The 22652-nt window shown below is 49.5% G+C and carries 25 protein-coding genes; 6 read left to right on the top strand and 19 right to left on the bottom strand.

Translation table 11 applies throughout. The features are described 5' to 3' along the window. Window positions 1-12: 12 nt before the first annotated feature. Both PAEVO_RS04325 and PAEVO_RS04320 read right to left on the bottom strand, forming a co-directional pair. Window positions 13-1632, bottom strand: a complete 1620-nt coding sequence (locus PAEVO_RS04325; RefSeq protein ID WP_100536429.1) for a helix-turn-helix domain-containing protein — start codon at window positions 1630-1632, stop codon at window positions 13-15. Window positions 1633-1738: 106 nt separating this feature from the next. Then, on the bottom strand, window positions 1739-2713 hold the full coding sequence (locus PAEVO_RS04320) for an ABC transporter substrate-binding protein (RefSeq protein WP_243390621.1): 975 nt from the start codon (window positions 2711-2713) through the stop codon (window positions 1739-1741). A 276-nt stretch (window positions 2714-2989) separates the two neighbouring features. On the opposite strand from PAEVO_RS04320, the gene PAEVO_RS04315 reads away from it, so the two are divergent. Then, the gene (locus PAEVO_RS04315; RefSeq protein WP_100536428.1) at window positions 2990-3529 is read left to right on the top strand and encodes a GNAT family N-acetyltransferase; all 540 of its coding nucleotides are present in this window, start codon (window positions 2990-2992) and stop codon (window positions 3527-3529) included. Between the two features lie 26 nt (window positions 3530-3555). On the opposite strand, the gene PAEVO_RS04310 is transcribed toward PAEVO_RS04315, so the two are convergent. Further along, a complete protein-coding gene (locus PAEVO_RS04310) occupies window positions 3556-4353 on the bottom strand; it encodes a formate/nitrite transporter family protein (RefSeq protein WP_100536427.1) in 798 nt (265 codons plus the stop codon). A gap of 270 nt (window positions 4354-4623) precedes the next feature. Here PAEVO_RS04310 and PAEVO_RS04305 point away from each other — a divergent pair, with 270 nt between their 5' ends. Continuing rightward, the gene (locus PAEVO_RS04305) at window positions 4624-5220 is read left to right on the top strand and encodes a YjgB family protein (RefSeq protein WP_100536426.1); all 597 of its coding nucleotides are present in this window, start codon (window positions 4624-4626) and stop codon (window positions 5218-5220) included. A 111-nt stretch (window positions 5221-5331) separates the two neighbouring features. Here PAEVO_RS04305 and PAEVO_RS04300 read toward each other — a convergent pair whose 3' ends face one another. From PAEVO_RS04300 to PAEVO_RS04285, 4 genes are all read right to left on the bottom strand, one after another. Next, on the bottom strand, window positions 5332-6333 hold the full coding sequence (locus PAEVO_RS04300; protein ID WP_100536425.1) for a phosphotransferase: 1002 nt from the start codon (window positions 6331-6333) through the stop codon (window positions 5332-5334). A gap of 50 nt (window positions 6334-6383) precedes the next feature. After that, window positions 6384-7166 (bottom strand): DeoR/GlpR family DNA-binding transcription regulator, encoded by a 783-nt coding sequence (locus PAEVO_RS04295; protein WP_165789700.1) that lies wholly within the window; start codon window positions 7164-7166, stop codon window positions 6384-6386. A gap of 163 nt (window positions 7167-7329) precedes the next feature. Further along, window positions 7330-8337: a formylglycine-generating enzyme family protein gene (locus PAEVO_RS04290; RefSeq protein WP_100536423.1), complete on the bottom strand. Its 1008-nt coding sequence runs from the start codon at window positions 8335-8337 to the stop codon at window positions 7330-7332. 84 nt (window positions 8338-8421) lie between these two features. Further along, window positions 8422-9882, bottom strand: a complete 1461-nt coding sequence (locus PAEVO_RS04285; RefSeq protein WP_100536422.1) for a sulfatase family protein — start codon at window positions 9880-9882, stop codon at window positions 8422-8424. A gap of 248 nt (window positions 9883-10130) precedes the next feature. On the opposite strand from PAEVO_RS04285, the gene PAEVO_RS04280 reads away from it, so the two are divergent. Continuing rightward, entirely contained in the window at window positions 10131-10934 is an 804-nt protein-coding gene (locus tag PAEVO_RS04280) for a helix-turn-helix domain-containing protein (RefSeq protein ID WP_100536421.1), read from the top strand. A 13-nt stretch (window positions 10935-10947) separates the two neighbouring features. Here PAEVO_RS04280 and PAEVO_RS04275 read toward each other — a convergent pair whose 3' ends face one another. From PAEVO_RS04275 to PAEVO_RS04235, 9 genes are all read right to left on the bottom strand, one after another. Continuing rightward, window positions 10948-11556, bottom strand: coding sequence for a class I SAM-dependent methyltransferase (locus PAEVO_RS04275; RefSeq protein WP_100536420.1), 609 nt, complete (start codon window positions 11554-11556; stop codon window positions 10948-10950). 141 nt (window positions 11557-11697) lie between these two features. Beyond that, window positions 11698-12480: a sulfite exporter TauE/SafE family protein gene (locus tag PAEVO_RS04270; protein WP_100536419.1), complete on the bottom strand. Its 783-nt coding sequence runs from the start codon at window positions 12478-12480 to the stop codon at window positions 11698-11700. A gap of 169 nt (window positions 12481-12649) precedes the next feature. Then, window positions 12650-13777, bottom strand: coding sequence for an MBL fold metallo-hydrolase (locus tag PAEVO_RS04265; RefSeq protein WP_100536418.1), 1128 nt, complete (start codon window positions 13775-13777; stop codon window positions 12650-12652). Window positions 13778-13879: 102 nt separating this feature from the next. Beyond that, entirely contained in the window at window positions 13880-14455 is a 576-nt protein-coding gene (locus PAEVO_RS04260; RefSeq protein ID WP_100536417.1) for a sulfurtransferase TusA family protein, read from the bottom strand. Between the two features lie 114 nt (window positions 14456-14569). Next, on the bottom strand, window positions 14570-14866 hold the full coding sequence (locus PAEVO_RS04255) for a rhodanese-like domain-containing protein (protein WP_100536416.1): 297 nt from the start codon (window positions 14864-14866) through the stop codon (window positions 14570-14572). 27 nt (window positions 14867-14893) lie between these two features. Further along, window positions 14894-15259: a rhodanese-like domain-containing protein gene (locus PAEVO_RS04250; RefSeq protein WP_100536415.1), complete on the bottom strand. Its 366-nt coding sequence runs from the start codon at window positions 15257-15259 to the stop codon at window positions 14894-14896. Between the two features lie 45 nt (window positions 15260-15304). Continuing rightward, window positions 15305-15790, bottom strand: a complete 486-nt coding sequence (locus PAEVO_RS04245; protein ID WP_100536414.1) for a DsrE/DsrF/DrsH-like family protein — start codon at window positions 15788-15790, stop codon at window positions 15305-15307. A 92-nt stretch (window positions 15791-15882) separates the two neighbouring features. After that, on the bottom strand, window positions 15883-16110 hold the full coding sequence (locus PAEVO_RS04240; RefSeq protein ID WP_100536413.1) for a sulfurtransferase TusA family protein: 228 nt from the start codon (window positions 16108-16110) through the stop codon (window positions 15883-15885). Between the two features lie 133 nt (window positions 16111-16243). After that, window positions 16244-16504: a metal-sensitive transcriptional regulator gene (locus PAEVO_RS04235; protein WP_100536412.1), complete on the bottom strand. Its 261-nt coding sequence runs from the start codon at window positions 16502-16504 to the stop codon at window positions 16244-16246. A gap of 136 nt (window positions 16505-16640) precedes the next feature. On the opposite strand from PAEVO_RS04235, the gene PAEVO_RS04230 reads away from it, so the two are divergent. After that, window positions 16641-18293 (top strand): CoA-disulfide reductase, encoded by a 1653-nt coding sequence (locus PAEVO_RS04230; protein ID WP_100536411.1) that lies wholly within the window; start codon window positions 16641-16643, stop codon window positions 18291-18293. 118 nt (window positions 18294-18411) lie between these two features. Here the strand turns inward: PAEVO_RS04230 and PAEVO_RS04225 are convergent, their stop codons facing one another. Next, on the bottom strand, window positions 18412-19797 hold the full coding sequence (locus tag PAEVO_RS04225) for an MATE family efflux transporter (RefSeq protein WP_100536410.1): 1386 nt from the start codon (window positions 19795-19797) through the stop codon (window positions 18412-18414). Window positions 19798-19876: 79 nt separating this feature from the next. On the opposite strand from PAEVO_RS04225, the gene PAEVO_RS33665 reads away from it, so the two are divergent. Continuing rightward, window positions 19877-20029 carry a hypothetical protein gene (locus PAEVO_RS33665; RefSeq protein ID WP_165789606.1) on the top strand — a complete coding sequence of 51 codons (153 nt, stop codon included), beginning with the start codon at window positions 19877-19879 and terminating at the stop codon, window positions 20027-20029. Between the two features lie 195 nt (window positions 20030-20224). Here PAEVO_RS33665 and PAEVO_RS04220 read toward each other — a convergent pair whose 3' ends face one another. Continuing rightward, window positions 20225-20617: a DUF302 domain-containing protein gene (locus PAEVO_RS04220; RefSeq protein ID WP_100536409.1), complete on the bottom strand. Its 393-nt coding sequence runs from the start codon at window positions 20615-20617 to the stop codon at window positions 20225-20227. 234 nt (window positions 20618-20851) lie between these two features. Here PAEVO_RS04220 and PAEVO_RS33415 point away from each other — a divergent pair, with 234 nt between their 5' ends. Further along, complete coding sequence (locus tag PAEVO_RS33415; RefSeq protein ID WP_133120297.1) at window positions 20852-21061, top strand: hypothetical protein; 210 nt, start codon at window positions 20852-20854, stop codon at window positions 21059-21061. Here the strand turns inward: PAEVO_RS33415 and PAEVO_RS04215 are convergent. After that, complete coding sequence (locus tag PAEVO_RS04215) at window positions 21034-22632, bottom strand: extracellular solute-binding protein (RefSeq protein WP_100536408.1); 1599 nt, start codon at window positions 22630-22632, stop codon at window positions 21034-21036. The two genes, PAEVO_RS33415 and PAEVO_RS04215, sit on opposite strands and share 28 nt — an antisense overlap. Between the last annotated feature and the right edge of the window lie 20 nt (window positions 22633-22652).

The raw sequence follows: 22652 nt of genomic DNA, 5'->3' as shown, positions 1-22652 counted from the left end.
GTTGTCCGCTTCCTATACCAGCACGCTCAGCACATCCTCAATCTTTCTCCCGTGCGATATGATCCCATAATTCATCCAGGTGAGAAAATCAACCTCGTACACACAGCCACTCTTAACTGCCGGCAGTGACTTCCATTCCGGCGTATCCATCACGCTTCTCTCCTCGCCTTCCCATGAAGAATGGCGTTCATCGAGGGTAATAAACAAATGATCGGCATCCAATAGTTTCATGTATTCCCGGGTTAGAATCGCATTTCTGGCATCCCCTGACAACCGCTGGACGAGCGGATGCGGGGTCAGCCCAAGATCACTGTACAGGATCGGCCCGGTATACCCGTGATCTGGGCCCGAATACAGACTCATTCCCAATGCCGATATACGAAGACAAGCCACGGTTTGTGTTCGGACGGCTCGTTTCAGAAGCGCCTTGGCTCTACTAGCTTTATATTCATACTGTGCAATGACATCCGATACCCGATCCATCCGGCCCAGCAGGTCTGCCGATGTACGAAGCGTCTGGCGCCAATCCTCGCCTGCGTGCGGAAACTCGTATGTTGGCGCTAACCGTCCCAGGCCGTCGTCGGACATCCAACGTGTGAAGCCCTGATCCGTCATGATCATATCCAGCTTATGACGGGAAAGTTCATCAATATCCACACGCTCGATATCGATGACCGGAACATCGTGCAAGCCAAGGTAATCCTGCTTTCCCCACCGCGGGTGGGTGCATTGTACGACGGGCTTAATGCCGAGAGCTACCAGAAAATCTTCAAGGAATGGCGCAAACACCCGCTTAGTATCGCGGTCATGGCGACGACGTCGATATTGACCAGGAGAAACGCCGACCGTCTGTTTGAATCGACGATTAAAATAATATTCGTTGCTAAACCCAACGAATGATGCAATATCCAGCAGCCGATCTTCCGTTGCCAGCAGCAATTCTTTTGCACGCTCAATCCGGATACGGTTCAGGTAATCAAGCGGATACTGGGTCGTTAACTCTTTAAAAATCCGCGTATAATGCCAACGCGCAACGTCCGCACGTTCAGCCAGTTGTTCCACTGTCCACGTCTTCCGGTAATCTTCTGTCAGATGCTCGATCGATCGCTCCACTGCCTGACGCATATCGATGGACTGTGAATCGTTCCGGTTCTGCCTGCATAGAAACAGCATAAGCTGCTGAAATCGAACGTGAATCTCGAAGTTTTCCAGCTCGCACCTGGTTCCCCGTTGCTTCCAGAGAGCTTCCAAATAATCAAGGCACTGGGAGAACGGACGACAGGACAGCACACCCTGGCGCAGGCAGGATTGAAAGCTTCGCACCGGCTCAGAGTCGGTCTTCCTGCCATCAATCCTCCAATATTCGTAAGTTAATCGATAGTAAGCCAAACCGTCGGATTCCGAATGAATAACAGCAGTTCTGCCGGGGACAATGTAATAACATTGCCCTCGCCGTATGGCATGCTCCGAATCCCCCAGTACTAATCGTCCGGTCCCGGCAGTCGCAATAAGCAGCGTGAAGTCGTTCCCGCACACGGGAGCCTCCAGCCCATTTATGGAACGAGAACGAAACCGAATATCCTTAAGCCTATAAAAAGCAGTATCGCGCAGCAACTTGATCTCATCGTTCATGTCATCTTCCCCTACCGAAAATCATATGTAAAGCGCAAAGAACAAAAAAGCATATCAACTTGGTTGACAGCTTCCTGCTCATTCTCATCATGCACGGTTCATCTGATTATTGGACAAACCAGTTCAAGAGGTCATCGGCTTTCATCATATTCGCTTTAATCGCGCCCGATTGCCAGTGGGTTCGATCCGCTCTGTACACATGACCGTTTTTGACGGCGGGTACGGATTTCCACAAAGGACTGTCAAATACCTGCATTGCTTCTTGATTCTCTTCCGAGTCCCAGCTGCCGTTCGAAGGCAAAATAATGATATGGTCCGCATCTAACTCCGGGATTTTCTCTTCGGATAGAATAGCTTGAAAATCGGTCATGTCACGCGCAAACGGGTGTGGAGTCAATCCCATTTCTTTGTAGATATTGCCGATAAACCGGTTCTCGATACCAAACAGGGCGAGCGTTTTATCTCCGACATTTAACCGGAGCACCGCCACGGTCTCTTCCCCGACAGCTTGTTGCAGTTTCATCCTCGTTTCCTCGATTTTCTTATGATAGTCGCTCAACACGCCTTCGGCTTCCTCAGGTATGCCGAGCACATCCCCTATCGTCTTCATAATGTCCGGCGGACTTTGTAAAATTGATTCGGGCAGCCGATAAGTAGGCGCTATTTTGGAGTATAGTTCATACTTGGCCGCATCCACCGCGCCGTCAACAATAATCAAATCCGGACCGGTTTCCAGCAGCGCCTCCACGCTCCCCGTTATATCAAAGGTCGGAACTTCGAGTCCCAAATAATCCTGTTTCCCCCAGCTTGGATGATACCACTGCACAACAGGTGTAATGCCAAGGGCCAGCAGATAGTCCTCCAGGTAAATTCCCGCTACCCTCTTCGGATTTACTGGTATTTCGACCTCGCCGAACTCATCTTTCATTACTTTGGTTTCACCAGCCCCTTGTTTTGTCTCGTCCTGGGCGACCTGCTCCCCCACCTTTTCCGTGAATTGCTCGGAAGGTGCTGCAACCTCCTTGTCCTGAGGTGTTCCGCATCCAGCCAGAGCAATCATCAGTACAAGTAATGCTATCATCCATCGGGTACTCTTATGATATGACCTTGCCATAAATCGTTTCTCCCCTTGCCTGTTATTAAAAGGTACGAAAGAGTTTCTTTCATTTACACTGATTATAATAATCATTCTCATTTCGTTCAGGAACATTGTATCTCACTCCATGTGATCAAACAATACATTTTCTCAAATCATTTCTTATACAAACGCGAAATAAGAGCCCCCTGTCAGGAGCCCTCTTCTCTTCCTAGATAAATCTCAATATAATGAATACTATATCTTTTTGGGAGGAAGAACATGTTTCCAATACTAGAGACCAAACGATTAAAGCTGCGGGAAATCCAGCATCAGGATGCCGGGGCCATCTATAGCTGCTTCTCGAATGATGAGGTGACTCGCTATTACGGACAAGACACACTGACCACCCCCGAGCAGGCTATCCACATGGTTGAGCTTTTCGCTACCAACTACGCGGAGAAACGCGGGATTCGTTGGGGCATCGAAAGGAAAGATACGCAGGGTCTCATCGGCACCATCGGGTATAACGTATGGTCCCCGCGGCATAAGAGGGCCGAGATCGGATATGAAATACATCCAGAATTCTGGGGGCAAGGTTATGCAATCGAAGCTGCCTCCGCCGTGATCCCATATGGTTTTCAAGTGCTTGGCTTGACCCGCATCGGTGCCGTTGTTTTTCTTGAGAACCAGGCTTCCCACGCCCTGCTGACCAAACTCGGTTTTGAAGCGGAAGGTATCCTTCGCCAATATATATATCAAAACGGCGTGGCACACGATACGCGGGTGTACTCATTATTAAAAACTAACCACTTGCGTTAGGGGTTCTGCTTAAACCTCTCTAAGTTTCATTCTTCCGGGGATTCCTTCGCATCCAGAAAAGGTTTGTTCACAAAATAATACATAAAACCCATCAGCAGCACGCCGCCAATCAAATTGCCAATCGTTACCGGGATCAGGTTATGCAGTACGCCCTCCAATGAAATCGTGCCGGGATGATTCAGTACGAGCGCAATAGCAAAGGTGCACATATTCGCAACGCTGTGTTCATATCCGGAAATGAAGAAACAGAATACAAACAGCATCATGGCAAACATTTTGGCGCCGTCGCCCTTCAGTGACATCGGGATGAAAAAGGCTAGGCATACAAGCCAGTTGCACAGAATTGCCCTGAAAAACAGCTGCACCGTCGGAGTGGTCATTTTGTGCTCAACCACATCGAGCAAAAAACCGTTCACGGATGAATCCATGAAAAGTCCGGTCAAGAAAATCAGCAGCGCAAACGTGCACGCCCCCAAGATATTCCCCGCGTAGCTGAAGACCCACAGCTTGACGACCTCCAGCCATCTTAGTTTCTTGCGCAGAGCGGCATACGTGTAGTAGAACGTGTTCCCCGTAAACAAGTCCCCTCCCCCATACGCGATCAGAATGATCGCCGCGCCAAACGTAAGGGCGGCCATCGGGTAAGTCAGGGGGGAATGCTCCAGATAAAAGAAGTTGCCTGTCTTAAAAGCAACAATGACGCCAAAGCCGATAAACATGCTGGCGAGCATGGAGCGGGCGATGTAACGAAGATGGCTTTGCTTGAAGATTTTGTGTTTTTTGAGAGCAAGCTGCTCCACCTTGAGTAATGATTCGGTTTCCATAATTCCTCCTGAAAAAGTCGATTCTATATAGATTACACGATTTTTCCAATAATTCATATCACCTTATGTATCATTACCCCATTTCACCTGACGAAACATTCATGGGGGACAGAACTCGATCCGGTCGGGGTATCAAATCTGATATTTCATCTTCATAGAATCGTAACCCAATGTCGTTAAGCTTCCACTATCATAAGAAGATAAGGATGACACACTTGTTTGATGCACAGCGCAGGTGGTAATTAGTTGTTACAAAGGAGAGGATGCAACATGAACTTGAAACAACCAGCAAAAAAAGCAATCGTCGCCTTGACCATGGCAGGAGTTTTCGGCGTAAGTGCAATCGGTGTAAATCATGCTGTTTTTCCGCTGCAGCAAGCAGAAGCGGCTACGGCGGCCAATGCCGGCGATTATGCTGCGGAGCACGCGCTCAAGACGCTCAACAGCTTCTATAAACCCGCATTAAAGGGACAATTTCCTGGTGCCGTCAGCGGTTTAACGATCGGTAAAAGCACAAAGCAGGATGTTTATAAAGCCATTGGCGAGCCTTCCGTGGCAGGCAAGCATGCCGACGCCTTCGATGTGTACGGGGCCAACATGGGGAATCCAGGCTACGCCTTTTCCTATAAACTGAACAAAATCCGCGAGATGCGTTATTTTGGCACGAACGTGGAGCGGCAGACGAACATCGGCGGCATCACCATGAAAATGCTGAAGCAGAACTGGTTTGCACCGGACGCCACAACCACTTTCAAAACCGGAAAAGTCAAGCAAACCAAGCTCACTTACAACCGGGGAGATTACAAATTGGAGTTCATCTTTAACAGCAGCACAGAGCTGGACCATATTAATCTGCTGAAAAAATAACCGTGATTAGAAACTCTCACTCCCCAATTTATGGTTAACCTGTCCACCATAAAACATCAGAAAAGCCCGGTCTCTTAGAGAGCCGGGCTTTTCTGATACAGCACCCATTTCTTACATCAAATACTGAAACAACATATCATCCAGCCACTTCTGGCTGGATTCCATCCGCTTAAATCCGGCAGCTAGCATATCCACCTGTTCCCTTAACACTTGAGACTCATCGGTCCCTTCCCGATAGCGGCTCAAAAAATGCAGAAATACATCAACCATACGCAAGCGCATGAGAACCGGAATTGCGGCAATCTCCTCTGCGTTCAGCCGAACGCGGCTGGCAAATCCTTCGCAAAACTGCTTTATGGCCTTCCTCTCGTCCGCGATTCCCAAAAATCCCGAGATGACGACCGCAGGCTCCATCGCTCTTACATCCCGTGTGCAAAATTCAAAATCAAGCAAAGCGGTGACCGTATTGGGGTGCTCTGCGTCTACCAGCAGGTTCGAAAGGTTCAAATCACCATGCACCAGCTGCTGCGGCAGATTTTTTAGAGATTCAAGCCTGCTGCATATATCGGCGTATGCTTCTTTTAGTATATGAAGTGCCTCGATTTGATCCTTAAACTCCATTGGCGGCTGCTTGCAAAAATCTAGAATGAACGCTTCGCTGCATGCAGGATAAGACTGGAGCAGCTCGAAATAAGGTGGGTACACCGGCTCCATTCCGATTGAACAAACCGCAAGGGCATTTACCAGTTCCCCCGTCTTCTCCCCGAAGGAATACGCTGCTTGAGTGCTGCCTTCTTCCGGACGCACTCCTTCAATATATGCAAATAGGCAGGCGTAACGATCACTCCCATCCTGAACCCGAACCATCTTATCGCCAGACGCGGAAGGAAGAGGAGCCGGAATCTTAAAACTCAGCGGCACCTGCTGCAGCGAGTCCAGAACCGCAAACTCGAATTCGATTCTTGCCTTATCTCGATGTGTATTGTAAATACGCATGACCGAGCGGCGTTGTTCGTTATGAATAAAGTGGGTCGTATTATTCCAGCCCGTCGGACCTTTAACCCGTTCACCGTTCCACTCTGGCCAGTAGACTTGCAGAAGATGCTGAATCATGATTTTACCTCTCTTACCCCTTTAAATCTTCAGTTATATCAAATAGAGCGTCATTTCTGTGCAACTTCTTCCGTTTTCGCCACAATAACCTTTACGCCAAGCTCCTGAATCCGGTCCATAACCTCCTGATCCGCCTTTTGATCGGTAATTAACACATCCAGATCTTCGACGGAGCCGGCTCTGGCAAAGCCATCCTGTCCGAGGATCCGATGCGTTGCCATGCCAATTCTGCGGCGGGATACGGCAGAGACCGCGCGACCAAAAGCGGCAACTTCAGGAGTAGCCACGAATATTCCCTCATCGGAAATACCGCCTCCGCTAACGAAACTGATATCAAATTTAAATTGACGAATAAATTCGTTAGCCAGCACGTCCGTAATATTTCCGGAAGGCTTCACCCGCCCGCCAATCAAATAGGTATCAATCCATTCGCGCTCGCGCAGAGCTTCTGCTACACGCATGCAGTTGGTCACGATCGTCAAGGGCGTTTGCTCCGGAAGATGCTTCAGCAGTAAATAGGTAAGCGAACTGCTGCCAATGAATAACGTATCTTTTTCTCGGACGTATGAAACGGCTAATTGAGCAATGGCGTTCCCTTCCGGAGAGCCTTCACCATACCGCTGTTCCGGGACCGGGGGCGGTTGTCTGACTTTCATGGATGGAATGGCGCCTCCGTGCGTTTTCTGAAGTAAGCCTTGTTCCTCCATGATCGTCAGATCCCGGCGAATCGAATCAATCGATATTTCAAACCGTTCGGCCAAGTCCTTGGCAATCACCCGCTTATCTTGATGCAGCAAAGCAAGAATTTTCTGACGACGTTCCTCGGCGAACATTCCTGATTGATCTTGCACCATACATCTTCCCTCCTGAATATTCATTAATTTCCCACTTTACCACCTCGATTATATTCATTTTTATTCCGTTTTTCAAGTGTTTATTATCATTATAATTCTTTTATATGCATTTTTGATCGTGTTTTTTCGGGTTTCGTAATGATTACAGAACAACTGAAGGCATTTCCTTCGTGTCCCTCACAACACGGAAACCGCAATTGCCCGTCGAACTGTCGGGCGTATTCCCGCTGCGTGCCGCGACTCGGTACCGGTTGCAGTAGGATCTGTGGCACAGGTACGAACCGCCGCGCATCGACCTTCTGCCGCTTGGCTCCGCGAAGAACGGATTTACATCAGAGGTTTGTTGATGATAAGACGGGCTGAACCAATCTCCGCACCATTCCCATACGTTGCCGGACATGTTATACAGTCCGTAACCATTCGGTTTATAGGCATCCACCGGCGCGGTTCCGATATAACCGTCGCTGGCGTTATTTTTGACCGGAAATTTACCCTGCCATATGTTGCATCGATGTTCTCCGTCCTGCTTCAGCAGATCGCCCCATGGATAGGTCCTGCCCTCCAAACCGCCGCCGCGAGCCGCATACTCCCATTCCGCTTCCGTAGGAAGCCTCACGCCTGCCCAATGGCCGTATGCCATGGCATCGTTCCATGATATATGTACGACCGGATGGTCCATCCGGTCTTCGATGCTCGAATCCGCTCCCTCGGGTGCTGCCCAATATGCACCTTCGACCACCAGCCACCAGGGCACTTCTTGCGGAACTTGTGCGACTCTTGCCTTTGTCTCCTCCGAAGCCAGCAGTTCAAATACAAACGACCATCCGAAATGCTCCGCTTCCGTAACATAGCCGGTTGCTTCCACAAAGCGTTGAAACTGTTCATTCGTAACGGCATACGGTGAGATTTCAAATCCGGAAACGGTTACGCTGCGAGCCGGCCCCTCGCCGTCACGCGGAAAGCCTTCTTGCGAATTCGTGCCCATCGTAAACGTCCCTCCAGGCAGCATGACCATGTCGGGATGGAGATCAGAAAGCGACTGTTCATGATCCTCATCTTCTCTAATATTGCCAAGCTGCTCCTTCTGACCGGTTTCCGCTAACTGCACGTTCGCTCGGGAGCCGGCGCAGCAAGAATGTTGTTCTCCCATGCTAAGTTCCTCCTATGCTTGATACGGAGAACAGGACAACCACTATCGGAGCGGTTATCCTGCTTCACCTTGCTATAATTATTATTACACGAACTCCCGAGGATGGCGACGCATCAATTCCGGAATCGCTTCACCTCGGCCCGTGTTCTTCAAACGCTCGATATACCGGGGCAGATGACCTTTGGCATGGTAAGGTCCCCCCTCCTTCATGACCGTCCACAATGGATCTACGTCAAACGGCATCGTTGACATCATATGATCATGCCACTCATTCAGCAGGTAGACGGCTTCCCTGCAAAGATCCGGCCTTTCAGAGGCCTGATTGTGCTGTTCATGAACGTCCTCGGTGATGTGGAACAGCATTTCTTTGTCGAACAGATGATAGCCGTCGTGATACGTTCGAATGTAGAGCCATTCTCCAAATCGAACGCTTCGCTGACACACATGGGCGCATTGAGAGACCACCAGATACTCCCTGCCGCTGCCTTTCCCGCTTCGCAAGCTCTCCGCATAACTGATGCCATCCCAGCTTCGTGCCGGTGCAAGGTTCAAATATTCCGCCATCGTAGGCAGAAGATCCAGATGATAGTGGAGCTCGCGATCCGTTACTCCCTTCATGATGCCAGGCCCCCGAATAATCATCGGAATGCGGCAGGTTCCCTGATCCGCTGTGCCATGCTCACCATAAATCCCAAGCTCGCCCATGTTCTCACCATGATCCGCGGTAATGATGACGATCAGATCCTCCATCACTCCCTTGTTCTCCAGCAATTTAAAGATGGCGCCGATGTGCTCGTCCATATGCCGAATGCCGCAATCATAGCCGTCCACCATCGTCCGCAAATCCTCCATCGTCCGAATCTCTCCGGGATGACGCGGAAAATCGGGAGATACTTCACTATTATACATGTTAATTTCATTCACCCCATGCGGGCCGACCTTCTTCTGATGCTCCTGAAGCACCTCTTCGGTAATCCAATCCGGGAGAGGATCATCCTCGAACGGGTTTCCCAGCGACTGCGGTGCCCGATAAGGTGTATGCGGATCCCAGAAGTTCACATAGAGCATCCAGTTATCTTCATCGGCGTTACGATCCAGCCAATCCAGCACGACTGGAGATACTTCTTCTGCCGACTCCAAGCCGCCCTTACCTGTATTATACATTTCATTGAAGCCCGCATAGAAGGTCCAGGCGGAATGCCGTTCTCCGAACGGACTGATCAACGCGGTTTTCATGCCGGCCCGGCGGAATATAGCGGGAAAACTCTCCGAAGCGAGTTTATCGCGGAAATCCCGCGTAATGCCTTCATGCCGCACATCGGCTGCAGAGCCCCCATGGCCTACGACGCCGTTATGAATGCCAAATTTGCCGGTCATCAGCGCGGTTCTTGAAGGAAAACATGGAGCGTCCGAGGTATAATAATTGTCAAAACGCACGCCTTCCGCCGCTATCCGGTCAATGTTCGGCGACGTATTCCGGTGATATCCGTAGCATCCTAAGTGATCCGGTCTGGTCGAATCCAAATCCAGCAATAATACTCTCATATCCTCATCGCTTCCTTCCTCGTCTAAATCCACTTACCCTGGATATATGTCAGCGTTTACAAAACGACTGCAGTTGACTGAAATTATAGGCCAATGCTCTGTCCGGAGTCGATGTACATTTCGTTAATTTGTTGTACGATTCTACTACGATTTTAATAAGTAGGAGCATAAAAACTAACAACCCCCTACTCATTGAAAGCATGAATATGCTAGGCTATAGGTATAAAATCACTGCGAGGTGTTTTCATGTGATCCAGCTGATGAGCGTAAATTTTGATGATGATATTCCGAACTGGCGGACTCAGCTTGAGACGATTGATTACAACGTCCTTGTTGTGGTAAGAGAAGGTAAAGTGAGGTATGAAATCAACGGGGAGGAGATCATTGCCGAAAAAGAAGACGTGCTCTTCATCCCGCGATCGACAAGGCGGAGCGGCGGCAACTGGAATGGCGTCCCTCATCAGAAATACACCATTCTCTTTACGATGGATCCGCATGAATCCACAGGCATCCCGTTTCTGGATGAGGGACGATGCCTTAAATTCAATCTCGCGCATATTCAATATGCCTACCGTCGCTGTGAGCGCTTATTCGAGGAAATGCGGGGCGGCAAAAGCTACCGCGCCATGATCTGTCAAGGCATCATGCAGGAGCTGATAGGCATGCTGGCCCGTGAACTCGAGAAGACCGAGCTGCCACCAAGCAAAAGAAACTATGCGGATACCATCAAATCGTATCTGTTGGAGCACTACCGCGAACCGATCGAAATCGATAAACTCGCAAAGTTAATTCATCGTTCCCCGAATTATGCCACCGCCCTCTTCAAGGAGGTGTATGGTCATTCACCGATTCGGTATATGCACCAGCTGCGCGTGCTGGAAGCGTGCAGCCTGCTGCTTCATTCGGACATGACGATCGCTCATATCGCCCACTATCTGGGTTATTATGACACGTCCTATTTTTATCGCATGTTTAAAAAATACACCGGTCTGTCACCCTCCGACTATGTGCAGCAGGGCGATCGGTCCGATGTATCCAAGCTCTTCACCTAATCCTCTCTGGTTGTCATACCGTTGTTGGCGGCTTCTGGCCTGCAAACTGAATGACATGAGACAAGCCTTGATGCCCCTGCCCTTCCTGCCTGACGACCTCACCCATGAAAAAATGGACAATCCGCCAATCCGCAAAAGTTTCGAGGAAATCCCCAGGGGCGTACAAAAACTGCTGATCTTGCGGCCCCCCGCTGCGATAAGGAATCTGGTACGGGGAGTACACTTCAGTGAGGAAATATCCTCCAGGCTTCACCGCTGCCTTCACGCCCGCTAAAGTCCTCGTTCTCAATTCCTTGGGAAAATGTCCAAACACGCATATAACCTCATCCCATTGATCCTGCTTCCACTGCGCATCGTGCAGATCCACAAGCTCGGTACGAATCTCAACACCGCTGGCTTCCGCCAGTCGATGGGCTTTGCTAAGACCGGATTCCGCGTAATCCCATACGGTTACGTTCATCCCTTCCCGGGCCAGGAACACCGCATTCCGTCCTTCTCCCTCCGCGATTGCCAGTGCGTCGCCCGTTAAGCTTAATTTCTTATGCATGTCGGCTATAAATACATTCGGGTCCGTTCCAAATACGTATTCATCTCCCTGAAACCGTTCATTCCATGGATTCATCGTTTGAGCACCTCTCTCTTTTGAAATCAATGTAACCCTGTAGACACGAAAGCTAACCCCATCTTACCATTCCTGCCGCATCGATGATATTGTACGAACTTCAGGAATAACCATACTGCTTTGGCGGAGCCCGCCATCATATCATAGAATGTCCAGCCAAATTTTGATGGCCGTTGCCAGGATCAAGACAGCCAATATGATCTGCAAGACCTTTGTGTTCATCTTCTTGCCTGCCGCCGCACCTAGAGGGGAAGCGATCAGACTGGCGGCAACCATGATAAGAGCGGGGATATAGTCCACCTGGCCAGTGGTCAGCTTGCCCACCGTCGAACCGATGGATGAGATGAAGGTGATCGCAAGCGAGGTTGCAATGGTCATCCGGGTCGGAATTTTCAACACAACCAGCATGATCGGAACGAGCAGAAAAGCCCCTGCCGCTCCGACGATACCCGCTCCAATTCCGACCAAAAGCGCCAGCCCGGCAGCCAGCCATTTGTTGAATTTGACCTGATCCAGCGGGATATCGTCCACCCCTTTGTTTGGGATGAACATCATAACGGCGGCGATAAGCGCCAATATTCCGTAGATGAGATTTATGCCGCTCTCGCTCATCATTTTTGAGCCGAAGCCACCGATGAAGCTGCCAAGCAGAATAGCTGAACCCATATAGATGATGAGCGTTTTATTCAGATATCCGCCTTTGCGGTACGCCCACACGCCGCCGATGGTAGCAAAGAATACCTGTACGGCACTGATGCCAGACACTTCATGCGCCGTGAAAGCCGCAAGACCGAAGAGCGGCGGAATGTACAGCAGCATCGGGTATTTGATAATCGATCCGCCAATGCCAACCATGCCTGAAATATATGAGCCAATGAATCCGATTAAAAATATCGTGATGATAAAGGTTATATTGAGTTCCATTCGTGCTGCCCCCTTACTTCTTTAGAAAAGGGAACCTGTTCGGGTTCCCTTGGTTCACTTTTTATCTATCTCAATCCGTTCATATCCATCACCAAGCTTGTTTTCGACCTCTGCAATTGAGCACTTTATAATGATTAGTTCCACCGCTTAGCATCGGATGATCATATCATTAACGCACTGCGCAGCGGTTCGGCCCAATCTCCATCTCACGCTGACGCTCCGTGTCAGGATTCAATTTCCCCATATTCGTTTGACGGATTTCCTGATAGCTGTTTGGCTGTGGAGGTAAATTTTTCGTAACCATCGTTCGAAATTCCACTTCGTCCGCTATGTTCAGGCCATGGTTCTCCCGGTACAGTTCTCCCAGTTTCTTCGCGACCGTTCCGTCCTCATTCAGTTCGTCCATGATCATGAAATGAGCCGGCAGCACGACCAGATCCTCTGAGAGATGGGTATAGCGGGCATATAGCGTCTCTCGCAAATCGCTAACCCAATCCTCTGCAAGACCTGCCAGGTCCGGGCGGCCAATGGAATCGATAAACAGAATATCGCCTGTCAGCAGGTATTGATCGTCAATGACAAACGATGTAGACCCGATGGTATGGCCCGGGGAATGGAGCGCTTCAATGCGGATTGTGCTGCCCCCAATCGCCACTTCGCCGCCGTTCTTCAGCGGTTCGTACTTAAACACAACCTCGCTGGCATCCTTTGGCGGAAGCCAGTATGTGGCTCCTGTCTGCTCGGCAATCGTTCGACCGCCGGATATATGGTCCGCATGCAGATGGGTATCCAACACATGTTTGATTTCCGCATCCAAGCGGTTAGCAAATTCAAGATAAACCTCCGTCATGCGGGTTGGGTCAAACAATGCTGCTTCCCCGTTCGATACCGCCATATAAGACAAGCAGCCTTTTCCTATTCGAACGAACTGATAAAGCGCGCCGCCGTCTGCCAAGTTGCCGACTTTCAGTGATACAAGGTGTTCACTCCAGGCTTTCATTCCGCCTTTCAAGTACGCAACATTTCGGCCGTGCTCGGTCAGCATCTCGGCTACCATCACCGACGAGCCTTCCTTGGCGCACACGACGAGCACTTCTTGCCCCTTGGGGAGCCGATCCAAAATATCTTCCACTCCGTCAATTAAATCAAAGTAAGGGATATTCAAATGCTGGATTCGTTCGCCTTCAATCTTCCAATCCTCGAAATCCGTAGCATTCCGCACGTCCAGTATGAACAGACCCTCTTTGCGAATCACCTTCATGGCTACCTCTTCCGCTTGCATTTCTCTTACTGTCATGTTGTAATTCCTCCCTCGTAAGTTCAGTCATGATTTCCAGATCTTCAACCTTCATTTTTTATTGTCTTGGAATCCATTGTCCAGCATGCTTTTTATTCAGGTTCATGAATCAAGCCCTTCCCTTGGACCGCTCCAATCGCTCATGCCAGGCACAACGTTCACAATACCGGTAAAGCCGTTAGCTGTAAGCTTTTGCGCAGCCATGTCACTGCGGGTTCCGGTACGGCAAATAACGTAAATTTCGTCTTCCCGGCTCAGCTCACCCATACGCTTATCCAGTTCGCCAAGCGGAATGGATACCGCATTCGGAATATGCGTAAAGGCAAACTCCGCCGCTTCCCTCACATCCAGAACAACGATGGAGACACCGGACCGCAGCTTTTCCTCCAGCTGTACGTTAGACGCTACATGCGGATAGGTCCGTTCCGCCGTTTCTTCGCCGGAAGATTTGCGCAGATAATGCTTCAGCACCTCCCCCTCTTCAACCGTTCCGAGATATTGGTGTCCTGTGCTTTCCGCCCACGCCTTCATATCGGCCTTCGACCCTTTGTCGGTCGCCTCAACCTCCAGCACTTGACCGGCTTCAAGATCCTTCATTACTTTTTTCGTACGGACGATGGGCATCGGGCATGCCAGCCCTTTCGCGTCCAGCTTTACATTCGAATCCATTGTCGTCATATCACATCGAACCTCCATTGTTTTGTTTGTCGGGTCATCATATACCCCAACGGGTATATTTCATTTCAAAAAAAAGGGGGCCAAACACACCCATTTTTTTTCAAGGAAACCTGATTACTCTGTTGTGCCTTCCCATTCGAGCATGCCCCCCGTCATGTTGACGACTCGATAGCCTTGACTCTCCAAATATTGCGCTGCCCGGCCGCTGCGGCCACCGGAACGGCATACCATTACATATTCTTTTGACCGATCAAGCTCCTGCTTGCGAAATTCAAGCAAACCGAGCGGAATGTTGACGGCGCCTGGAATTTTCCCTTCTGTGACTTCTTCCGTTTCTCGCACATCGATAATATTCATAATAACCCCATCATTCAGCTTCTGCTCAACTGTTTTTGGAGAAATCTCTCTCATGCTGATAAACAACTCCCTCTTACAAATTTAGGACCAGGCACTCATGCCGCCTTTGACATTGGTCACCTTCTTAAAACCTGACTTCCTCAAAGATTTGCTGGCTTTATTGCTTCGCATACCACTCTGGCAGATCAATACGACTTCCTTCTCTCTTGAGAGCGACTCGCTGCTCAATAAGAGCTGGTCCAGCGGAATATTGCGAAAACCCCGAATGTGATTTCCCTTGAATTCTCCCGTCGTCCGGACATCGATGAACTGTTTGTTTGCGTTGACGTCCTTCAGCTCATGCTTCAGCTGTGCCGCGGTAATCTGTCTGACTCCTTTGGCCGGGAGAATTCTCCATACGATAAACAGAATCATAAGTGCAATGAACATGATATTGAGTAGCTCCATCTTTATTCCCTCTCTTTATGCACGCATTCGTCGCCACTGTTTTCGTTATATAAACAAGTTGACATTGCCATCCTGGGCATCGCCCAAATAACCTGCCACCCCCGCATATTCAATATCTTCAAACAGCTCTTCTTTTTGCAGACCGAGAAGGTCCATCGTCATGGTGCAAGCAACCAGTTTCACATCCTGCTCCTTCGCCAGCTCGATCAGCTGCGGAAGCGGTACGGCATTGTGTTTCTTGATCACATCCTTTATCATTTTGGGACCCATGCCGGCAAAATTCATTTTGGAAAGTCCCATCTTATTGGACCCACGCGGCATCATTTTCCCGAACATTTTTTCCATGAAACTCTTCTTCTTGGGCAGCAGCACGTCTTCGTCCTTGCGCAGGGCATTCAATCCCCAAAAGGTGTGGAATATCGTCACCTCATGGTCGTATGCCGCAGCACCGTTCGCGATGATATAAGCAGCCATAGCTTTGTCATAATCGCCGCTGAATAATACGATCGTTGTCTTTTTTGTTTCCGTCACGTTAAGATCTCCCCCTGTAAAAAAATAATGAAATTCCGTTCTTGGATCAGACATCACACATACCCATACGGGTATATTGTAATTCAAAAAAATTATCCCTTCCTAATCCAAAATTTCTGTACGTCGCCTTCCTCCTGATAGTCCAGCAATTCATGGCCTGTCGATTTGGCCCATGCCGTCAGATCGCTCTTTGCGCCTTGATCCGTCGTATGAATCTCAAGGACCTCACCCGGTTCCATCTCTTTTATTTCTTTTTTTGTTTTCACGATCGGCATGGGACATGCCAAGCCCTTCGCATCCAATACTTTATCCGCGTTCATGATAATATTCCTCCTTCGATTTAATGGACGATTATTTTGTATACCCATAGGGGTATGTTAAACGATGTCGAATATCATGTCAATCTTGTTCATATTCCCATTCTGGAGCAGGGTGTAGGAACCATCCCTTCAATTATCTGCTTCTAACGAGCAAATTTACCGCTTCGATCACCAGCTTCTCTGTATCCTGCCCGCTCTCTTCGGCTTTCTGTACACATTCGACAAGATTGGAGCTGACTACAACGCCAATCGTCCGATCTATAGCCGACCGAGTGGCCGACAGCTGGGTTATGACCTCCTTGCAATCTTTGTTCTCCTCCATCATCTTCAGAATGCCGCGCAGCTGACCTTCAATCCGTTTTACCCGATTCTTCATTTGATCATCGTAATCCATCTCGAACCCCTCCTATCTGTACACATGTCGTGTCTGATATTTGTCACACCATTCGGTGCTGATACATGTTATAATACCCCATAGGGTATAAAATAATCAATTCATAATACGCTCCAAATTCAGGGAGGAATATACGATGGGCAAAAAAATCATCATTGTCGGCGGTGTGGCCGGTGGGGCCTCCGCAGCTGCCAGGCTGCGGAGATTGGATGAGAGCTCTACCATTATTGTAGTGGAACGCGGGGAATATATTTCGTTTGCAAATTGCGGTCTCCCCTACTATATAGGAGAATCTATAAAGGACCGCAATAAGCTTATGGTGCAGACCGTGCCCGGCCTTAGCAGCCGCTACGGGCTGGATATTCGGAATCTTAGCGAAGTTACGTCCATACTGCGTGATGAGAACATGGTTACGATTAAAAACCTTAATACTGGCGAAACCTACACCGAGAGTTATGATTATCTGATCCTGTCACCCGGCGCAAAGCCAGTGGTGCCGGATATTCCCGGCTTGTCCGAAGACCGTAACGTATTCACATTGCGGAATATCCCAGATACAGACCGGATCAAGCAGTTCGTGGATGAAGCCCAGCCGAAGGAAGCCGTTATTGTCGGGGGCGGGTTTATCGGGCTGGAAATGGCCGAGAATCTGGCGGATCGCGGCGTTCAGGTGACAGTCATCGAAAGGGCGAACCAGGTAATGGCTCCGCTCGATTACGAAATGGCCGCGATCGTCCAGTCGCATCTTCAGGAAAAAGGAGTCCGCTTGATTCTTGAGGACGGTGTACAAGAGTTTCATGACGGCGGCCAACAAATTGAGCTTTCCAGCGGCAAACGTATATCAACCGAGATGACCTTGCTTTCGATAGGCGTTCGGCCCGAGAGTGTGCTGGCGTCAGATGCTGGACTTCCCGTCAGCGACCGCGGCGGGATTCAAGTTAACGAATTTATGCAGACCTCTGACCCGAACATTTATGCGATCGGCGATGCAATCGAAGTGAAGGATTTCGTCCTTCAGAGCCAGGCCTTTATTCCGCTCGCAGGGCCTGCCAACCGGCAGGGCCGACTTGTTGCAGATCATATCTATGGTAAAAACAACAGCTACAAGGGTACGCTCGGTTCGTCGATTGCCAAGGTCTTTGAGCTGACGGTCGCGGCTACGGGTATCAATGAAAAACGTCTCAAGCAGGTAAGTGCACCTTATCAAGCTATCCATATTCACCCCTCGTCGCATGCAGGGTACTACCCCGGGGCGTATCCCATCTCCTTGAAGCTGTTATTCCACCCGGAAACAGGTCAAATCTATGGGGCGCAAGCGATTGGAGCAGATGGCGTGGATAAACGGATCGATGTCATTGCTACAGCGATCAAGGGGAATCTGAGCGTTTGGGACTTGACGGAACTGGAGCTCTCTTACGCGCCCCCTTATTCCTCCGCCAAAGACCCGGTAAACTATGCCGGATATGTTGCTACCAACATCCTGGATGGCTTGGTTGAAACGGTACAATGGCATGAAATCGACGACCTCGTTGAAAACGGCGCCGCCTTGATCGACGTCCGTGAACCTAAAGAAAGGGACGCAGGTTATATCCACGGTTCCATTAACATTCCGCTTAACGATCTGCGCAGCCGGCTGAAGGAATTGCCGGAGAATGAAACGGTGTACGTGACTTGCCAGGTTGGGCTGCGCGGATATTTGGCGGCGCGTATTTTGGCCGAGCATGGATTCCGGGTGAAGAACCTGGACGGCGGCTGGAAAACATATGCATCGGTTTACAAGCCATCATAATCGCTCCTAACTAAATCGTTCTGAAAGCGATGGATATGCTGCCTGCAACAAAAATACAACATGCAAAAAAGCCCCGGAATTCCGGGGCTTTTCTTCTTTATATGAAATAGATAATAGCTTAAATCAGCTTGTGCGCATACCATTTCTTGCCGCGGAAGCGCCATAGGAAGACCGCTCCCCGGACGCCCCATTCACAGTTCATGGCTAGCCATACGCCAAGAATGCTCCAGCCCAGAACGATCCCCATAATATAACCGAGAATCACCCGGAACAGCCACATGGTCAGCATCGAAGTGATCGAGGTAAAACGCGAGTCGCCCGCCGCACGTAGCGCCGAAGGCAGAATAAAGCTTATCGACCATAGCGGAACCTGTACAAGGGTGTTAATCAACAGCACCACAAACAGATCGTTCACGATTTCCGGAGGCGGGTTAAACAACCCGACCAGCGGCCGGTAGAGCGGCATCAAAATCAAACCCATGAAGGCGAGCGAGATTGCGCCAAGCCACAAAAAAGATTTGATGAACTTCCGGGCATCCGCTATATTTCCGCGGCCAATGCATTGACCGACGACGGTCACAATCGTTAAGGACAACGCGCTGGCTGGAATTTGGAAGACGGCCGCAAGTGAAGACCCGATCGCGTTCGTTGCAATGGCGTAAGTGCCTAGGCTGACGATAAACACTTGGGTCAAGAGCTTTCCCCCGTTAAAAAACATCTGCTCGGCTGCGAACGGAAGCCCGATAAACATAATTTTGCGCAGCATCGATATCGGAAAATGAAACAGATCCCGCAGGCGGATATGCAGTGTGGCATCCACTCTGAACAGATAGTAGAGCGCACAGGCCGCACCGGCAAAACGGGCGATGTTAATCGCCAGCGTCATGCCCATAACGCCCATATTCAGCAGGGTGATGAAAACGATGTTCAGCAGAACGTAGAGCAGGTTCATAATCAGGGACAACGCCAGTGATGCGCGGGTCTTGCCGATCCCTCTCAGCGCCCCGCAAACGGCCTGCACGATGGCAATTCCGATGAAGGAAGTACTGCTTCCGATCAGATACACTCGCGCACTCTCCAGCACCTCGGGTGACGCTGAGCCGAATAGCAGATTCAGCACCGGCTGGTGAAGCCCAATGATCAGCAGCGCGATCGCTAATGCGATCATGGCCACCGATGTAACGGTGGCCGCAGAAGCCCGGGATACCATCATCGCGTTGCCGCTTCCCTTATACTGCGCCACGACGACGGTGCCCCCGGTTGCCACCGCCACGAACACATTGATGAGGAAAATGTTCAGAGAGTCCACCATGTTCACGGCGCTGACCGCCGATACGCCCGACGAACTGATCATGGCCGTATTGACCAGGTTCAAACCGATGATAAATGCCTGGTCGATCAATATCGGGAAAAATAAAGCAAAAATCTGCCGGTAGTCCATCGACTCCCCGGTTAAATGATGTTGAAGCAAACCGTTCATTTGGGTTCGTAATCGAACCAACATCTGTCATCACATTCTTTTCGTTGTAATATAAAAGAAAAAACTCTTCATGCGAAGAGCTTCAGGCTTACGGTATTTAGAAATGGCAGCCGTAACCGTTCCGCTTGGGAGAGCTTACTCCCTCGCCAAGGGGACAATACGGATTGATTCATTTGATCCCGGATTAACCCCGTCTTTGATTGGAGGATATCACCAGACCCGTGATCTGTCAACGAATGCAAGCCGCAGGAAATGACCGTATACTGCTGATAAACGGAGCAACATGTGAGCCTGCAGGTTGTAACCCTTTATATAGGAGCACAAGAGGCTTCACCTTCTGTCAGAGCCTTTAGAAGGTGGCCTCTTCTGTAAAATGTTATGAATGTAATCAACTTGATCGTTCAGAGCACAAACGTGTCGGCGTCCTTTTTCACTCACGCCATGTGAGAATTTATTTGCTGTTATCGATACTAGCGATAAGCCGTTTCTCCACATCCTGGGCAATGCCCCGCAGGGATTCAAAGAATTCATTCTCCACCATGCCAATAAGCGCCGTGGGCCTCGGGAGTCCGATCTTCGTTCCCTCTTCAAACTCATAAACGGCGATTTTACAAGGCAGGAAATACCCGGCCAAGTCATTCTCGCTCAACACTTTTTTCGCCTCAACCGGATTGCATACCTCCAGTATTTCGTACTTCTGTTCAAACTCGATGCCCTTCTCATTCAATTTGTCCTGAATGCTGAATCGCCACAGCACACCGAACTTCTCTTCGGCCAACGCTTGTTCCAATGCAGCAATGGCATCGTCTACTGACTTATCCGTTTCTACCGTATAGTGAAACATGTTTATCCCTCCAGAATGGTAGTCATTTTATAATACGGGTGCCGATCGCACTCGACTAGCCTTATGGTAGCCAATCCGGTATGGAAATACTTCCGAGACACTAAATAAATTAACCTGAAATAAAATCATGAATCATGGTTCTGGATATACCGAAGGGGTCCACCTAGGAGGATGATTTGGACGCATGGAAGTCTATTCTCGGAGGATTTCCGCTCATTTCAGGGAAATAATCGTTTGACAAAACCAAAATCCTCCTGTATTTTCCACAAAAAAGTGAATCGGATTCTCTTCATCCTGGTCATGCTGAATGACGCGTCTTGCCGCCTCGTATTGCTGCCGGGTGACCTCGAGACGAAGCAGCGCACAGCGCGTGTCAAAAGCACCCTCCCAATTGTCTGCTGGAGCAAGCTTCTTGATTATTCCGACTTGTTCCAGCGATCATAAGCATCCTGATAAATCTTCAGCATTTCATCCAGACCCATCTTGTTAATCATCTTCACATAATCGTCCCACATCGTGAGCGGCTCCTGACCAACGATAAACTTCGCTTCCATTTGATCGACATAGGTTTTAATGTCCGTCTTAATGATATTCAGCCTTTTTTGCTCTTCATTGCTGAAATATACGTCCGGGTATGCTGGCACCGCATAAGGGTTCAACTTCTCGTCCACCATTTTGTTGTAATCCGGCCCTTTGCCGTTGTCACGCATAGCGTCAAATTTTCTTTCCTTGATCAATGGCAGTTGTCCACCACAGTCCGGGGTTAACTTTGCCCGATATTCCTCACTGTTCATTCCTTCAGGAAAATCGAACTCCCACTTCGTTTTGGCGTCATCCAGCCATTTGATGCTGTTTCCGTAAATCCCGAGCTTGCTGCCTTCGGAGGAGTACAAATAATCGACCCACCGCATCGTTGCCTCAGGATACTTATTCTGACTCGTAATCGCGAATGTGCCACGGCGGATTTTAGATGATTTCAGCGCCAGCTTCTCGCTGTTAACCGGACTGGTCAGCGTCCCAAGCATCGGGTGCTTTAAATTGTCTTCCGGTTTGTCGACCTTCAGGACGAGATCTGGAGAGGAATGGATGAATGCGCCGATTTGGTTCGAATTGCCTTTGGCCGTCATTTGCTGGGACGTCTGTACAAAGGTTTCCCCATCCATCAGCTTCTCTGTGAACAGTTTGTTCAAGTAAGCGAGATATTCCTTGTACTGATCTTGCACCGGATTGAAGCGGACCTTCCCGTCCTTTACCTCCACTTCACGGCCAAGCAGGCCGAATGCTGGCAGCAGCACACTTTGGAAGCCTCCCAGTTTCTCGCTGGATAACGGGATTTCGTCATTTTTGCCGTTCTTGTTGGGGTCTTCGTTTTTGAACCGCTTCAGCAGCTCATACAATTCATCCGTAGTCGTTGGCTCCGTCGTAATCCCCAAACTCTCCATCCAGTCCCCGTTCAGCCACAGTCTGCTCGGAACAAACGCGCGCGGCTCGTCGATAATGAGCGGGAGGGCGTAGATATGTCCGTCCACGGTGGTGATCGACTTTTTGATATCCGGATTATCATTCATCAGCTTTTTGAAATTCGGCGCGTACTTCTCGATCAATTCTTCCAGCGGAACCAGATAACCTTGGCCGCCGTATGTAACTTCATCGTCAGGTGTAAGACCAGCATTGAAAAATACATCAGGCAATTGCTGGCTTGCGAAAGCAAGATTCTTAGCCTCTTGATAATTAGCTGCTGGAGGCGTATTGAAATTAAAATGGATATTTGTCATTTCTTCCATTTCCTTAAAAAGTACCATGTCCTCCCAAGGCCCGTGAATGGCCGCTTTCGCTCCCATCATCGTCAACGTGATTTTGTCACCTACAATCGGGTAGCCGCTGGCATTGAAATTTTTCGGTTCTCCCCCACTCTCATTCCCAGCATGATTCGCTTTATTGCCCGAGCTGCACCCGGCTAACAGGATTGCGCCGCTTAAAATGATACAGATACTCCCTTTTAACCATGTTTTCATAATTTTGTTTCCCCTCTCTA

Source organism: Paenibacillus sp. GM2FR (genome assembly GCF_002803325.1).
Taxonomy (GTDB): domain Bacteria; phylum Bacillota; class Bacilli; order Paenibacillales; family Paenibacillaceae; genus Paenibacillus_AQ; species Paenibacillus_AQ lautus.
This window is presented reverse-complemented; position numbering and strand designations above follow the sequence as displayed.